The 14,244-nt window shown below is 67.2% G+C and carries 15 protein-coding genes and 1 pseudogene; 4 read left to right on the forward strand and 12 right to left on the reverse strand.

The genetic code is table 11. The features are described from left to right. Window positions 1-162 precede the first annotated feature (162 nt). Complete coding sequence (locus ACLML9_RS22950) at window positions 163-1,887, reverse strand: 3-ketosteroid-delta-1-dehydrogenase (RefSeq protein ID WP_411947462.1); 1,725 nt, start codon at window positions 1,885-1,887, stop codon at window positions 163-165. A 331-nt stretch (window positions 1,888-2,218) separates the two neighbouring features. Here ACLML9_RS22950 and ACLML9_RS22955 point away from each other — a divergent pair, with 331 nt between their 5' ends. Next, entirely contained in the window at window positions 2,219-2,566 is a 348-nt protein-coding gene (locus ACLML9_RS22955; protein WP_411947463.1) for a hypothetical protein, read from the forward strand. Beyond that, the gene (locus ACLML9_RS22960) at window positions 2,559-3,242 is read left to right on the forward strand and encodes a Dabb family protein (RefSeq protein WP_411947464.1); all 684 of its coding nucleotides are present in this window, start codon (window positions 2,559-2,561) and stop codon (window positions 3,240-3,242) included. The genes ACLML9_RS22955 and ACLML9_RS22960 overlap by 8 nt, the downstream gene beginning before the upstream one ends. Here ACLML9_RS22960 and ACLML9_RS22965 read toward each other — a convergent pair. From ACLML9_RS22965 to ACLML9_RS23005, 9 genes and pseudogenes are all read right to left on the reverse strand, one after another. Continuing rightward, window positions 3,222-4,088 carry an alpha/beta fold hydrolase gene (locus tag ACLML9_RS22965; protein ID WP_411947465.1) on the reverse strand — a complete coding sequence of 289 codons (867 nt, stop codon included), beginning with the start codon at window positions 4,086-4,088 and terminating at the stop codon, window positions 3,222-3,224. The two genes, ACLML9_RS22960 and ACLML9_RS22965, sit on opposite strands and share 21 nt — an antisense overlap. After that, window positions 4,054-4,563, reverse strand: coding sequence for an SDR family NAD(P)-dependent oxidoreductase (locus ACLML9_RS22970; RefSeq protein ID WP_411947466.1), 510 nt, complete (start codon window positions 4,561-4,563; stop codon window positions 4,054-4,056). The genes ACLML9_RS22965 and ACLML9_RS22970 overlap by 35 nt, the downstream gene beginning before the upstream one ends. A 111-nt stretch (window positions 4,564-4,674) precedes the next feature. Continuing rightward, a complete protein-coding gene (locus ACLML9_RS22975) occupies window positions 4,675-5,565 on the reverse strand; it encodes an SDR family NAD(P)-dependent oxidoreductase (RefSeq protein ID WP_411947467.1) in 891 nt (296 codons plus the stop codon). Between the two features lie 58 nt (window positions 5,566-5,623). Continuing rightward, a complete protein-coding gene (locus tag ACLML9_RS22980) occupies window positions 5,624-6,610 on the reverse strand; it encodes an alpha/beta hydrolase (RefSeq protein WP_411947472.1) in 987 nt (328 codons plus the stop codon). A 67-nt stretch (window positions 6,611-6,677) separates the two neighbouring features. After that, complete coding sequence (locus ACLML9_RS22985) at window positions 6,678-8,303, reverse strand: flavin-containing monooxygenase (RefSeq protein ID WP_411947473.1); 1,626 nt, start codon at window positions 8,301-8,303, stop codon at window positions 6,678-6,680. 237 nt (window positions 8,304-8,540) lie between these two features. Continuing rightward, window positions 8,541-8,746, reverse strand: a pseudogene (locus ACLML9_RS22990) (2,3-dihydroxybiphenyl 1,2-dioxygenase); the annotation flags it as partial. A gap of 221 nt (window positions 8,747-8,967) precedes the next feature. After that, window positions 8,968-9,840: an LLM class F420-dependent oxidoreductase gene (locus ACLML9_RS22995; RefSeq protein WP_411947474.1), complete on the reverse strand. Its 873-nt coding sequence runs from the start codon at window positions 9,838-9,840 to the stop codon at window positions 8,968-8,970. A 5-nt stretch (window positions 9,841-9,845) separates the two neighbouring features. Beyond that, window positions 9,846-10,355 (reverse strand): nuclear transport factor 2 family protein, encoded by a 510-nt coding sequence (locus ACLML9_RS23000; RefSeq protein ID WP_411947468.1) that lies wholly within the window; start codon window positions 10,353-10,355, stop codon window positions 9,846-9,848. 60 nt (window positions 10,356-10,415) lie between these two features. Continuing rightward, window positions 10,416-10,727, reverse strand: coding sequence for a hypothetical protein (locus ACLML9_RS23005; RefSeq protein WP_411947469.1), 312 nt, complete (start codon window positions 10,725-10,727; stop codon window positions 10,416-10,418). A gap of 389 nt (window positions 10,728-11,116) precedes the next feature. Here ACLML9_RS23005 and ACLML9_RS23010 point away from each other — a divergent pair, with 389 nt between their 5' ends. Beyond that, window positions 11,117-11,584, forward strand: a complete 468-nt coding sequence (locus ACLML9_RS23010) for a hypothetical protein (RefSeq protein WP_411947470.1) — start codon at window positions 11,117-11,119, stop codon at window positions 11,582-11,584. A 188-nt stretch (window positions 11,585-11,772) separates the two neighbouring features. Here ACLML9_RS23010 and ACLML9_RS23015 read toward each other — a convergent pair whose 3' ends face one another. Together ACLML9_RS23015 and ACLML9_RS23020 are read right to left on the reverse strand one after the other, a co-directional pair. Continuing rightward, window positions 11,773-12,720, reverse strand: coding sequence for a helix-turn-helix domain-containing protein (locus ACLML9_RS23015; RefSeq protein WP_411947471.1), 948 nt, complete (start codon window positions 12,718-12,720; stop codon window positions 11,773-11,775). 88 nt (window positions 12,721-12,808) lie between these two features. Then, window positions 12,809-13,195 carry an SPW repeat protein gene (locus ACLML9_RS23020; RefSeq protein ID WP_411947475.1) on the reverse strand — a complete coding sequence of 129 codons (387 nt, stop codon included), beginning with the start codon at window positions 13,193-13,195 and terminating at the stop codon, window positions 12,809-12,811. Window positions 13,196-13,770: 575 nt separating this feature from the next. On the opposite strand from ACLML9_RS23020, the gene ACLML9_RS23025 reads away from it, so the two are divergent. Further along, complete coding sequence (locus ACLML9_RS23025; protein ID WP_411947476.1) at window positions 13,771-14,082, forward strand: DUF222 domain-containing protein; 312 nt, start codon at window positions 13,771-13,773, stop codon at window positions 14,080-14,082. Window positions 14,083-14,244: the final 162 nt, after the last annotated feature.

Genomic DNA, 14,244 nt, shown 5'->3' on the forward strand with positions numbered 1-14,244 from the left:
CGAGGATTGCCTCGGTGGACAGGGTCACCTCGCACCAGAACCACAGAACAGTGCCGTCGGACGACGGCGATGCGCGCGAACAGCGCTTCGGTGGCGTCCCGACCGGCCTCGAAGGTCAGCGCCGTTGTCGGGACGGGCGCCGGCTGCGCGCCGGCCGCGGCGCTACTCGCTGGACACCGGAGCCCCGGCCTCGGCCGCATCATATGCCGCGGCGTGCCGGGCGGCGATACAGCCGTAGACCAGGCCCTGCCCGATGGTGGCGCCGGCGCCGGGGTAGGTCGCACCGAACGCATTGCCTGCCGTATTGCCGATGGCATATAAACCCTCGATGAGGCTTCCGTCCTCCCGCAGCACCCGGGCGTGCTCGTCGGCGACGACCCCGCCGCAGGTGCCGAGGTCGCTGAGGATCATCTTCACCGCGTAGTACGGCGCCTTGTCCAAGGCGGCCAGGTTCGGATTCGGAGCCACCGTGGGATCGCCGTAGTAGCGGTCGTAAGCACTTGCGCCGCGCTCGAATTCCGGATCCACTCCGCGTTCGGCGTAGTCGTTGAAGCGGGCGAACGTGCCGGTGAACGTATCCACCGGCACGCCGATGGCCTGCGCCAGCGCGGCGGGATCGTCGGCGCGGTGCGCGATACCCGCGTCGTACCAGGCTTCGGGTATCGGCTGCCGGGGGAAGTAGCTGCCGGCGAGAATGTAGCTGTTCCGGTAACGCTGGTCGAACACGAGCCACATCTCGGTGATCGGTTCGCCCGCCCGTTCCCGGGCCAGAACCTCCTGGCCGAAAGTCATATAGTCGATCGACTCGTTGATGAACCGGCGGCCCGTCTGGTCGATGATGAACGAGCCAGGAAGGGAACGTTCGGCGAGCATCACCGCCGGTGCGGCCTCGGGCAGCGGCGCGAAGGCGGGAAACCACCAGGCCTGATCCATGGACACGGTGCCGGCACCGAGTTCCTTGGCCGCTTCGATGGCGTCGCCGGTATTCCCCTCCGATCCGAGGCTGGCGTGCGGGACGAGCGCCGGGGACTGGTACTTGTGCCGGGCGGCGATATCGTGGTCGAAGCCGCCGGCCGCGAGCACCACGCCGCGGCGGGCCCGCACGGTGACCTCACGGTCGCCCTGGCGCAGCACGGCGCCCGACACCCGGTCCGCATCGTGTACCAGCCGCACCAGACTCGTCTCGGTCCACACCGGGATACCCGCGCGCAGCACACCCGCGAACAATCCCGCCGCGAGTGCCTGACCGCCGGCCAGGTACTCCCGTCCGATGAGCATTCCACCGATCCCGAGCGCCGCGCGTCGCACGATCCGCGGCAGGGCTTTCAGCGGCTTGCGTGCCACCAGGTTCATCCACTTGTAGTCCGCCCCTGTCACCGGCATCGGTACCGGAGCCTCCATCACGCCCGGCCGCAGTCTCGGCCGCTGGGCCCCCAGGACCGAAGCATCGAACGGGCGGCATTCGCAGGTGCGGCCCTCGGCACGGCCGCCGGGCGCCTCGGGGTGGTAGTCGGAGTAGCCCTCGGCCCAGAAGAATCGCAGGGGAGTCGTCCGCTCCAACATCGCGACGGTCTCCGCGCCCTCGGTCAGGAATGCCGTGCCACGCGCGGACGGGGCCGAATCTCCGACCACGGCCCGGAGGTAGGTTTCGGCTTCCGCCACTGCCTCCTCATGCGACTCCGGCAGAATCGAGCTCCCGGGAATCCAGAACGCACCGCCCGAACGCGCGGTCGAGCCGCCGACATACGCGGTCTTCTCGGCGATCACCACCGACAATCCCAGCTCGTGAGCAGCGAGCGCAGCAGCCATACCTGTGCCGGAACCGATGACGAGAAGATCGACGATCGTGTCGTGGGCAGGTACGAGCGGGGGCATTTTCTTCACCATCTGTTCCGGACTCCACTTCCGATCAGCGCACCAAGTGGACGTAAAGGTAGGCCGTAAGAACTGGCGTTCCGCGCCACGTTTCCATTGAACGGGAGGCGTCGCTCACCCCTCCCAGTACCACCCGGCTGTTGGTCCCGTCGTGGCCGGTCGGGTAACTGCACGGCTGCCCGACCGCACGATGCCCGCAGCGCACGGCGTACCGGGCCCGGTGCTACGGAATCCGGGCAGGCACCGCCGTACCAGTTCTATCTCCGCCGCAAAATACCGTTGCCGTTCCCGGCCACCGGGAGACGCCGATACCGCCCCGGACGGTAGCGCCTACGTTCGGATGATGGACGACCGAACCATCTACATCATCGATCGGATCGTACTCAGACCCGGCAGCGCACGTACCTTTATCGAGGCGTATCTCAGTGCCTACGCACCACAGGCACGGGAACGGGGGCTGACACTCGATCGGATTCTGGTGAGCCCGCCGGCCTGGATCGACGGTGAGACGAACACCGTGACCGCCACATGGACGGTGCCGGGCCCCAAGTCATGGTGGGCAGCGGCCGTCAGCGCCCGGCACGATCCCGAACCCGCCCGGTGGTGGGAATCGATGGCGCCGATGATCGTCGAACGAACGCGGTCCATGGCGGGTCATGCCGAGGATGTGGAAGGACTGTGCGATGTATAGGGTGACATGTCTGTTGCGCCTCGGTGACCCCGCCGACGAGATGACCACGGATATGACCGTCAAACGCATCACTGCGGCCGCCGAAGCGGCGGGCGTCCGGCAGCCCCTGGTCGCCCGGACCCTTCCGGGCGTCCGCAACGGTGGCGACCTTCTCGCGCATTTCCGGTTCGCGTCGAAATCCGACTGGCTGTCCCACCGCGATACCGTCGACGTGGCCATGGCCGCGCCCGCGATCGAACATATCGACTCCGTCGAGTACACCGGCGACGGCCGGTCCGGTCGCCGCCGCTCCTCGGGGCCGACCACGGTCTACCGGACCCTGCTCCTGCGGGTGGATGATGCGGCTTCGCCCGCGGAGATCGCGCGGTTCGAGCATGCCACGCTCCAGATGCCTCGGCACATCCCGGCGATCCGGGCATGGCAACTCAGCCGCGTCGATCACGCTGCGGGTACCGCGCAGTGGACCCATGTCTGGGAGCAGGAGTTCACCGATCTCGACGGCTTGCTCGGGCCCTATATGAACCATCCTGTGCACTGGGCGCTGGTCGACCAGTGGTTCGATCCGGAATGCCCGCAGCAGATCGTGAAAGACCGTATCTGCCACAGCTTCTGCGCGATTCCGGCGCCGGTGATCGATCCGGGGCCGGAGTCCGGGTCAGCGGCGGAGGAAGGCTAGAACCACAGCTTCCCAGGCTTCCTTCTGCTCGATCATCACCCAGTGACCGCAGTTGGGGAAGATGTGCACCTCTCCGTTCCGGAGGGTGCGCATCGGAAGCAACGCCATATCGACGGGGCTGACCCGGTCGTCGCGTCCCCAGGTGACAAGGGTCGGCACCGCGAGCCCGCCCAGTTTGGCCCAGGTCGGTGTGGTGTCCGCACTGCGCGCGGCCGCGGCCATCCGCGCCAGCGCCGCGCTGCTGTACATGCGGCGCGAGTTCTCCAGTGTCTCGGGATCGGTGGCCTGTTGCCAGCGCTGTTCGATCAGTTCCTCGGTGACCAGCGCCTGGTCGAACACCATCGAGCGCAGCCACGCCACCAGCGATTCCCGAGTGGGATTGTCGACGAACTCGCTGAGCCGGATGATCCCCTCCCCCGGCTGCGGGCTGAGCACCGGCGTACCGATGCCCCCGATGGTGACGAGTCGCTCGACCCGTTCCGGAGCGGCGAGCGCGAAATCGGTGGCCACGAAACCGCCCATCGAGTTACCGATGATGCGAACCCGGTCGAGCCCGAGCCCGTCGAGAAACGCGACAACGGCCCGCTGGGCAGACATCATCGGGTGCACCGCACCGAAATCGTCGCTGACACCGAATCCGGGCAGTTCCAGGACCAGCGTCCGATAGTGCTCGGCGAAGGTGGCGAAGTTGCCGCCGAAGTTGCGCCACCCGGTGACGCCCGGCCCGGACCCGTGCAGTAGGAGCAGGGGCGGCCCGTCCCCGGCCTCGCGGTACCGCAGGGTGCCGCGCTCCGTCGGCAGTTCACGCAATTCAGGGGTCGTTCGGGTATCGACTGGGGTACTCATGAGTACCGAGCCTGCCACCGGCGCGGCTACCCGCCCGGGTAGGTTCCCGGTGAGCGGCACATCGTCTCCCGGGCCGCGCCGGTACCGTCAGTGGAGTCGCGGTATCGCGTCGCCGCTCGGCAGCTCGATTCTCGATTCGAGTAGTTCGTGTTCGCGGACCGCGCGATCGATGCTGCGATGCAGCACCTATCCGCGACACGAACGATTTCACGCAATGGAAGACGCCATCGACGTTGATCTGCATCACCCGTTGCCACCGCTGCGGGTCGATCTCCCAGAGCAGACCGGCCGATTCGATGCCCGCATCGTTGATCAGTAGTTCCACACTGCCGTGACGCTCGAAGGCGGTCGCGGCCAGCACCTCGACCTGGGCGGCGTCGGCGACGTCGACCCCGAACCCCTCGGCACGGCCCCCGGCCTCGACGATCCCGCCCGCGACCTCGGCCGCGCGCGCTGTCGATATCGGCGACGACAACGAGCATCCCGAACTCGCCGAGCCGCTGGGCGAGCCCCCTACCGATCCCCGCGGCGGCACCGGTGACCACCGCGGTCCCCCGCGCGAACCGTTGCCTCGCGGTGAGGGTCATCAGATCCCCTCCGGCCGGATGTTCGGGTTCGCCCAGGCCGGCGGCTCGCGTCGCGGCAGTTCGGTGCGCCCGTCGAGGGACATGACGGGCGTGTTCGTCACGTACGGATAGTGCAGACTGAAAGCCACCAGACCGGTGCGCTCGGTCGCCGGCGCCGTCGACATCTCCAGGACCGTCTGCGCGAGGTACTCGACCGGTTCGGTGTCGTAGCCGTCCGGGAGCAGCGCCGCCGCTCCCGGCGTCATGATGGCCGTCGAGGGTCCCACCGAGTTGACGGCGATACCGTCGTCGAGCAATTCGGCGGCCAGTCCCTGGGTGAACCGGTGCAGACCGGCCTTGGCGGAGGCGTAGACGACATCGCCGGAGGTCTTGTTGTACTCACGGAAGGGCCGGAGGGGGTCGAGCCCGGTCGAGGACCCGATATTGACGATCCAGCCACTACCGCGTTCACGCATGTATGGGATCGCGGCCCGACTGAGAACGAACGGAACTTTCAGATAGTGCTCGATCGTGCGATCGAAGGTGGTGTCGCTCATCTCGGCGATCGAGCTGTAATCGGCGAAACCCGCATTGTTGACAAGAATGTCGAGAGCACCGACGGCTTCGACGGCTCTGTCGACCAACCCGGCGCGCTGCTCGGCATCCTCGAGGTCGGCGGGGACCGCGATCGCCTTCCCACCGGCGTTCTCGATGGCCGCCACGGTCTCGCCCAGCGAACCGGACAACCAATGGGTCGCGCCGTCGCGGATGGACGGAGTCGGGGTCGCCGCCGACCGGGCGGTGACAACGACGGTCGCGCCTTCGGCTGACAGCCGCTGGGCGATCGCGCGGCCTATTCCCCGGCTGCTTCCCGTCACCAGAGCGGTCCGGCCCGCCAATCGCTGCGTCATATTCCTCTCCGTGCTCGCTGGGTCCGGTTCCACTGCGGTGTGTGCCGTCGGGCGGCCCTCACCCTGCCGCACTCGCTTCGGCCGCCGCCGGAGCTTCGGAGCCCGCGGTCGCCGCCAGGACGTCCCGCATCATCTGCCACAGCTTTTCGCGGGCGGGTCCGGTGAGCGACAGCGACGGGAAGGTCAGGAAACCGTGGAAAAGCCCGTCGAAACGGTGTGTGACGACCGGAACCCCGGCCGCCGCCAGCCGCCGGGCGTAATCGTCACCGGCCGAGCAGGGCGGATCGAGTTCGGCGGTGGCGACGATCGCCCGGGGCAGCCCGGCCAGTGATTCGGCGCGGGTCGGGACCAGATACGGGCTGTCGGTTCCGTGCGGGGCGTACTGCTGCCAGTACCAGCGCATGGCCTTCGTGGTGTTGTAGTAGTGCTCTCCGTAGAGCCGATACGACTCGGTGGTGAAATCGTCGTCGATCACCGGGTAGAGCAGAACCTGCGCCGCGATCGCCGGGCCACCCCGATCCCGGGCGGCCAGGCTCACCGTCGCCGCGAGATTTCCTCCGGCGCTGTCGCCGGCGACCATCAGCCGTTCCGGGTCTGCGCCGAACTCCGCGGCGTGGTCGGCGGTCCAGCACACCGCGGCGTACATATCCTCCAACGCCGCCGGTCCGGGATGCTCGGGCGCGCGCCGGTAGTCGACCGAGACGACCACGACGTCGACTGCCTGGGCCATCGACCGGCAGAACTCGTCGTGACTGTCGAGATCGCAGAAGACGAACCCACCGCCGTGCGCGAATACCACCACCGGACGCGCCGGGCCCTCACCGTGCGGTACGTAGACGCGAACGGCCAGTTCCCCGCCCGGACCGTCGATCGATCGGTCCTGCGCGATCCGCAGCTGCGGTTCGCGCGTCAACGGTGCACGACGCGACGCGATGATCTCGCGTAGCTCCGCCGCCGTGTGCTGGGTGACATCCGGAAACGATTCCAGCGCCGCCAGCATCGCCTCGACATCCGGATGCAGGTCGGACCTTCGTTGTCCGCCCATCTCGACCACGTCCTCACTCTTCGTCGTACGGAAGGCGCGCTCGCGCCGTGACATTCGGGCAGTCCGTTCAGGTGCCCGGTGCCGCGGCCCGGCCGTCGAGCGCGAAACCCTTGTATCCGGCCGCCGCCACTTCCGCGCAGATACTGTTGTAGCTTCCGAAGCCGCCGATATAGGGCATGAATACGCGTGGTTTGCCGGGGATATTCGCGCCCATATACCAGGAATTGGCGCTCGGGAACAGCGTCCCCGCGGCCTTGGCATTGCATTCGGTCACCCATTCGTCGGCCGCTTCCCGGGTCGCCTCGATCGTGGCGATGTCATGGGAGTCCAGGTGATCCATACAGCCCGCGATCCAATCCACGTGCTGCTCGGCCATCAGCACCATGTTCGCGAGCACGCTGGGGCTGCCGGGGCCCGCCAGAATGAACATATTCGGGAATCCGTCGACGGCCAGCCCGAGATAGGTACGTGGCCCCGCCGACCATTCGGCCGTCAGTTCCCGGCCGTCCCGGCCCCGGATATCGATCCGCGACAGCGAACCGGTCATCGCGTCGAAACCTGTGGCGAAGACGAGGATGTCCAGATCGTAGGACGCATCGCCGGTCCGCACACCGGACTCGGTGATCCGGGTGATCGGCGTACGCCGCAGGTTGACCAGCGTGACGTTGTCGCGGTTGTAGGTCTGGAAGTAGCCCGTATCGGTGACGATCCGCTTGGTGCCGATGGGGTGATCGGTCGGAATCAGTTGATCGGCGACCTCAGGGTCGTCCACCATTTCCCGGATCTTCGCTTCGACGTATTCCCGCGCGGTATCGTTGGCCGCCTTGCTCACCATCTGGTCCGGGAACGCTTTGGTGAAAAGATATCCTCCGCGCCGCCACCATTCGTCGTACACCCGGGTGCGCTCGGCCTCGTCGACCTCCAGGGCGCCTTTGGGGTGCGGACTGTTCGGCGTGCCCCCGCCGCTGAGCCGGGACAACCTGCGCCGCTCGGCATAATCGGCCTTCACCTGGGCGACGAAGTCTTCGGTCAATCGTCGATTGCCCGCGGGAATCGAATAATTGGGGCTGCGCTGGAATACGAAGACCTGAGCGGCGTCTTCGGCAATGATCGGAATGGCTTGGATACCGGAGGATCCCGTGCCGATCACACCCACTCGTTTTCCGGTGAAATCGACGGGCTCGTGCGGCCATTCACCGGTGTGGTAGGTCTCGCCTATAAACATATCGCGGCCTGGGATGTCCGGTTTGTTGGTGGCCGAGAGTACGCCCGTTGCCAGAATGCAGAACCTGGCGGTGACGGTCTTCCCGGTATCGGTGGTCACGGTCCACCGGCCGGCCTCTTCGTCGTATACGGCCGAGATCACCCGGGTCAGGAAATCGTAGGCCGACCGCAGATCGTGGCGGTCGGCGACGTGCTCGAGGTAGCGAAGAACCTCCTCTTGGGTGGCGAACCGTTCGGTCCAGGTCCATTCCTGCTGCAATTCCTCGTCGAACGAGTAGGAATAGTCGATGCTCTCGACATCGCACCGTGCCCCCGGGTACCGATTGTGATACCAGGTGCCGCCCACTCCCTCGGCGGATTCGAAGCCGTGTACGCGCATACCGCGTTGACGGAACTTGTACACCGCGTACAGGCCGGAGATCCCGGCACCGACGACGACGGCATCGAAATCGCTGTCCTGGGTTGTCACCACATTCACTTCCCTCGTCGAGGTACCTGTGTTCGAAGCCAAATTAAGGGCCCCGCGGCGCGGATCCAGCGCCTGTTCCCACCCAGCGGTCCTTCGGTTCGAGTTGTACGGCCGTTATCGGCGTGAAGACCTGGCGGCCGAGTCGTTCGTCCGACTGTTGAGCTCGCTCTGCACAACCGCACCTGGGATACGTGTGCGCTGTCCCGCACTGCGCGGTGCGGGGTATTGCCACTGCGCTCAGGCTCGTCGCGGTTCTTGCCCGCCGGATTCCCGGGCTGCCGCGTCCCGCTGCGATTCCTTCATCTCCCGGGCCCACATCCATTCGTGACCCAGTAGCTGTCGGCGGTGATCTCCTCGGCCGTGTAGTACGCCTCGTCGACAAGCTCGCCGCCGGTACCGTATTCGATATCCCAGCCGCCTGGCACCCGCACGTAGAAAGAGATCACCGAGTTCGCCCGATGGAAGAGTGTTCGCGCCCGTGGGGCAGCGGGCACCGCGGCCCGTTCCGGCGACCGCCATGGGACCGCGCGGCTCCGCGTATCGAGGTATTGATTGGCCATGGACAGCGGACAACGCTCGGGTACAGGCTATTACCCAGGCCGGGCGCGGCGCGACAGCCGCGTCCGGAAGACGAACAACCCGGGCCGCCGGAACGGAACCGCCGTCAGTCGCCTTCGGAGTCGGCGAATTCCCGAGTACGGATCTCGGCAAGGGCACCGAGCTGCTCGCAGTAGTGATCGGCCGAGGTCGCCTCGATTCCGGCACCGATGATTGTCGCGCCTGCCCGTACCAGCCGCTCGAGGGTTTTCCGCGTCCCGTCGGCATCGCCGAGCGGATCCATGTTTCCCGCGGACAGGACAACATCGAATCCCGAGGTCAGTGAATGCCGGCCGAGCAGCGTGCCCAGCTCGTCGAGGTCCAATCCGAACGGAACCCAGCCGTCCGCCAGATCGCAGGCCCGGCGCAGCGAGCGCGGCGTGCGACCGCCGATCCACAACGGGACCCGCGGCTGCACCGCGTGTGGGTCGACGATCATGTCCGAGAACTCGTAGTAAGTGCCGTGATACCGCGGTGTGCGATCGGACAGGGCGGCGCGCAGCGCGCGCAGGGCATCGTCGGCGCGGGCGCCCCGGTCGGTGAACGGGGCGCCGAGCAGCTCGAATTCCTCACGGAGCGAGCCGACTCCCAACCCGAGGACCAACCGGCCACCGCTGACGGCATCCAGGGTGCCGTACCGTTTCGCAATCTCCAGGGGGTGGTGGTAGCCGAGCACCAGTACCTGGGTGGCCAGCCGTATCCGCTCGGTGCGCGCCGCCAGGAAACCCAGGGTGGCCAGTGGGTCCCAGTAGGTCCCACCACGCGCCTCGGCCACCGAGGCCGGAACGGCCACATGTTCGCTACATGTGAGATGGTCGAATCCCGCACGGTCCGCGGCGACCGCGATCCGGGCGAGTTCGCCGATGCCCGCCGCACGCTCCCACGGTCGGTGGGCGCCGGGGAAACGGGTCACCACGGGAGTGTTGATGCCGATTCGCAAAGCTGTCACCGCTCATGCCGATCGGGGACGGTGGGCGCGGCCGGCATCCCGGTCAAGAGCTGCCGCCCTTCGGCACTACCGTCCAGCGGCCGGGTGACCCGACGGGTGACGCACCAGCCGTCGCCGGTCCGGCGCAACTCGATCCGATGTGCGCCGGCGCGCCAGATATAGAATTTGCCGTCCTCGTTGCGGACCAGGATCGATTCGCATACCGCGGTGGCGTCGTCGCCGTCGATACGCTCGATATGGGCTGGACCGAAGAAGTGAGTGCTGCCGCCGGTGATGATGTCCTGGTGTGCCTCGGACCGGACCATCGCCCGAAGGTCGGCGCGGCCGACCATCCGCCACCCCTCGACATCGTATTCCCCGTCCTCGGTCCACAGCGCCGCCACTGCCTCGGCCTCCCCCGCATCAACCAGCGGCCCGTAGGCCGTCAACTTCCTGATGATGGCCAGTTCGTCCTCCAGCCGCTGGACCCGCGCCGCCAGTCCGGCGAGTGACTCCTCGTGGTTCATCCGTCAACCTCTCGTTCGCATCGCCTCTCGGCCTCTCGGCCTCGCACCGATCTCGCTGCATCACGATCCGACACCGGCGGTACGGTGGCATGAAAGCAGGCACCGGACCGGTTCACCGCGCAGTATTCCGCTGCCCGGGAACGCCGTCGTCTTCCGACCGACAGTGGGCAGCTTCTGCCGTAATGTCATATTCTGACGATATTGATCAGGGTGCTCGCGCATGCGTTCACCACCGAGGTCGGCAGCCGGCTCGAACTGCTTCACCACCACCACGGGGCCGTTGGCGAGATTCGCCAGCCCCTGTGCGGCGACATCGCGTGGTTCGGAGATCAGCAGGCCGGGTGTATCCATTTTCAGGCCGGCGCGGTCCATGGCCGGGGCGGATCGCCGGGCGGCACGCGGCAGAGCGTTCGTGACCGCCTTGTCCGCGTACTCGCCGGAGTGCCTCGTCGTCCGCCGGTTCATAACTCGACCACGGCCGCTGTGGACGACGCAGCCGGCGACCTGGTCGCCGGCTGCGCTGCGCCTGGCCGCGGCGGAGGACAGGGCATCGACCGCGAGGCGGGCCTTCATCCGTGAATCGATCGAGTAACCCACGATCCGGTTGGAGCAGGACCTCGTTCGCTTGCTCAACGCCTTGACCGCGACCCTGAGCACCTGGGGACCATTCCGGCGGCCGGCATCATGCTGATCGCGAACTCGGGCGACCGGTGCGGGGCGGAATCCTCCATCTGGCGCGTTTCCGTCACTATGATGTTGAAGTGTCCGGTAGCGACAGAGAGCCGAGGCAAGTCGAACTCATCGGACCCGTTGCCCAGGTGATCACCTATTCGATCGCGACCGGTCTGATGTTGTCGGGGCCTGTGCTCGGGTTGACCAGTGATTCACTGTGGAATGGGTTGTGCCCGGCGATCATCACTTTCCCGCTCGGCGTCGCCATTGCGGTGACCACCTACGGGCAGCGACGCAACGCGAAGTGGTTCCGGGCCGTCGGGGTTATTTCCACGGCGGAGATCATCGCGGTCCGGATACGCAAGGGCGCCGAGAATCCGGATGTTGCCGAACTCCGGGTCCGTATCAGTGGGCCGGGTTTCGATACGTTCACGGCGGACTGCGAGGTACCGGCCGTGCTCCCGCTTCCGCGGATCGGTGACCGGCTCCAGGTGGTAGTCGATCCCTGCGACTACACCTTCGCAATCGGCTACGACCACTTGTTCGAGCAGGACTGACCGACTCAACTCAAGAGTCGGAACCGGCTCACACGACACATTCTGTCAGCGGCTGCTGTGAAGCAGATCGGTCCTCAGATCTCGCAGAGCCGCGGAAGGACGGCGAGACACCCGGTCTGCCGAGCGCCACTGCGCATTCATCAGCGTCACCCTCGGCGTCGCCGCAACCCGACCGGACTGCCCACGGTTCAGGCGCGCAGATCCTGTGCCGGGCTGCGGTGGTAGTGGCGGCGGTAGGCGGCGGCGAAACGTCCCGGGTGGGTGAAACCCCAGCGGCGGGCGATGGAGGTGACGGTCTGTCCGTCGCCGGGGACCGCGGCCGTCAGCTGTTCGTGGGCGCCGGCCAGCCGCCGCCGACGCAGGTATTCCAGCGGGGTGGTGTCGAGGTGGGCACGGAAGGCCATCTGCAGAGCTCGCGGGGTCACGTAGGCCGCTGCGGCGACCGCGGCGAGGGTGACACGGTCGTGCAGGTGCGATTCCAGATAGGCCATGGCACGACGCACCGTGCGGGGGTGCGCGTCGCGATCGGCCGCCCCGGGCACCGGCGAGGCCGTGGTGGGCAGGGTCTTCAGCACCGTCGCGGCCAGGTAGTCCGTAGCGGTCGCGGCCACCAACGGCGTACACACCATGGAGGGATCGGCAGCGAGGTCACGCAGGTGAGTGATGACCGCGCTCAGGTGGTGACCCGCCGCCGGGGTCACCGGCCGGGCACCGGTCACCCGCACCGGTGTCCCGTCCTCGGTGCCGGCCAGCCGGTCCAGCGCCCCGGCGTCGAGCACCACTACGTCATAACAGCCGGCGCGCATTACCCCCGCATACGAATGGTCCACTGCAGTCAGCAGTCCACTGCTTCCAGCAGCCAGGGAATCGGCTCCGGCCGTACCGCCGCTGAGGTCGATCGCGCCGCGGCGCACACCGGCCACACACAACTCGCCCGACCGGTCGGCGGTGAAGGGCAGGTCGAATCTCAACTCCAGCCGGTCCACCCGCGTCGAACCGAGCACATCGCGCCGGACCCGCGCCATCGGCAGTCCCGCCCCACCTCGGCCGAACCGCACACCCGGATAGGCGTCGTCGAGGAACGCCCGCACCTCGTCGAGGTCGGCGCTGTCGAACACCGGAGCGTGAGCACCCATCGGGATCTCCACCCTTCCAGGATGGCCACCGAACCGACAGCCTGTAAACAACCCCCCGCCCGTCATCGCGCCCGGGGCGGACACGAGCTCATCCCTGGATGGGTGGTTCCGGTGTGACTGCGGAGGGCCGGTGGGTTCGAGTCGCGCGTGCGGGAGGTGTCTCGCCGGTGAGTCGTCCGGTCCGGCTCATCCCGAGGAACATCGACCCCAGCCCGAGCAGCAGCGCGAGCACGCCTGTGACGACGTTGTTCCAGATCGTCGATGTGGTATCGACGTTCCCGCTGACGACCCACGGGGCGAGGATCATCCACAGGCCGATCAGCGGAGCAGCCCAGACGATGCCGTGAGTGCGGCCGTACACCGAGGCGAACCCGAAGGCCGGCATCGCCAGGGCGATACCGCAGACGAGGTTGTTGACCGTCAAGGTCGTCAAGCCGTTGAACCCGACGACCCACGGGGAGATCGCAATGTACAGCCCGGTAAGACGTGATCGGCGAAGGTATCACCCACCGGGCACGGCAGGGTTCCGATGCCGGTTCTGCCGCCGGGCGCGCTGCCGAAGCCACCCCGGAATTCATGGCGGCCGGACTGCGGGCGCTGAAAGAAGGCCGAAATGACCGCAACACAACGAAACCACGCTCATCGACGGCGCGGACCCGCGGTATCGGCCTGGGCATCGCGACACTGCTCGCCCGGCAGAGCTACGCGCTGACACTCACCGCGCGCGACGCCGCGCTGGTAGCAGCTACCGACGTCCGACCATCCGTTACGCAGCATCTGTGCGCGGCCGCTTCGACCTCGCTGCGACGCTCATTTGCTACAAGAAATTCCCCATACGAGGTGCCCTCCAAGCCATCTGTCTCCAGGGCGGCACAGCGGACGTCGCGGAGAATGTGCACAGCGCCGGGGCGGCCGACTCTCGTCGCGGCGCGTGTAGGGATTGGACGCCTCGGAACGCGAGAATCGAGTTGCCTGGACACCCCTCGTGAAGTCGAGCGCGCCCGGTTATCGAACATATGTTCTAAACTGAGGTAGGCTGCTCCGGTGACCATGAATTCGACCACGCCGGCGCCGACTGCCCGAACACCAGGATGGCCGAACCTGGCCGATGTCGACTTGCTGCGCGCACTCGTCGAAACCGAACGCCGACGGAAGCGCCTGGATGCTGCCATGCACGCGGCCGTCGCCGAGGCCGAACGTCGTGGCCTCGCCGCGGACACCGGCTATCGGGACACCGTGGAGCTATTGACCGATCTGCTGCGGATCAGTGCCCATGAGGCGCGCCGGCGAATCAACTACGCGGCCCCGCGGGCCCGCTCGCGTTCCAGAAAGGCGTGGAGGGTGCCGGCGGCAGCAAGTTGAGGGCGAGCCCGTTACGGTCTGGGCGACACAGCGTGGCCATAAAGCACGGCTCCCATTTGCTGTCGGCCCCGCGCCCAGCGCTCCAGAACCTCCCTGTGGCCACCGCGCGTGGCCACTTCCCTCAGTCGAGCCGAACGGGAATCCGGAAGCGGGGGAGGGGCG

Source organism: Nocardia sp. NPDC002869 (assembly GCF_046764065.1).
GTDB lineage: Bacteria > Actinomycetota > Actinomycetes > Mycobacteriales > Mycobacteriaceae > Nocardia > Nocardia rhamnosiphila.

What these genes read in the sequence shown, in the direction of transcription:
- ACLML9_RS23005 (WP_411947469.1), bottom strand. Translation starts at nt 10,727, where the DNA reads ATGGACCGCGCCGGCCTGAAAATGGATACACCCGGCCTGCTGATCTCC.
- ACLML9_RS22980 (WP_411947472.1), bottom strand. Translation starts at nt 6,610, where the DNA reads ATGGGCGGACAACGAAGGTCCGACCTGCATCCGGATGTCGAGGCGATG.
- ACLML9_RS22960 (WP_411947464.1), top strand. Translation starts at nt 2,559, where the DNA reads ATGTATAGGGTGACATGTCTGTTGCGCCTCGGTGACCCCGCCGACGAG.
- ACLML9_RS22965 (WP_411947465.1), bottom strand. Translation starts at nt 4,088, where the DNA reads ATGAGTACCCCAGTCGATACCCGAACGACCCCTGAATTGCGTGAACTG.
- ACLML9_RS23015 (WP_411947471.1), bottom strand. Translation starts at nt 12,720, where the DNA reads ATGGGTGCTCACGCTCCGGTGTTCGACAGCGCCGACCTCGACGAGGTG.
- ACLML9_RS22950 (WP_411947462.1), bottom strand. Translation starts at nt 1,887, where the DNA reads ATGGTGAAGAAAATGCCCCCGCTCGTACCTGCCCACGACACGATCGTC.
- ACLML9_RS23000 (WP_411947468.1), bottom strand. Translation starts at nt 10,355, where the DNA reads ATGAACCACGAGGAGTCACTCGCCGGACTGGCGGCGCGGGTCCAGCGG.
- ACLML9_RS22955 (WP_411947463.1), top strand. Translation starts at nt 2,219, where the DNA reads ATGGACGACCGAACCATCTACATCATCGATCGGATCGTACTCAGACCC.
- ACLML9_RS22975 (WP_411947467.1), bottom strand. Translation starts at nt 5,565, where the DNA reads ATGACGCAGCGATTGGCGGGCCGGACCGCTCTGGTGACGGGAAGCAGC.
- ACLML9_RS23025 (WP_411947476.1), top strand. Translation starts at nt 13,771, where the DNA reads ATGAATTCGACCACGCCGGCGCCGACTGCCCGAACACCAGGATGGCCG.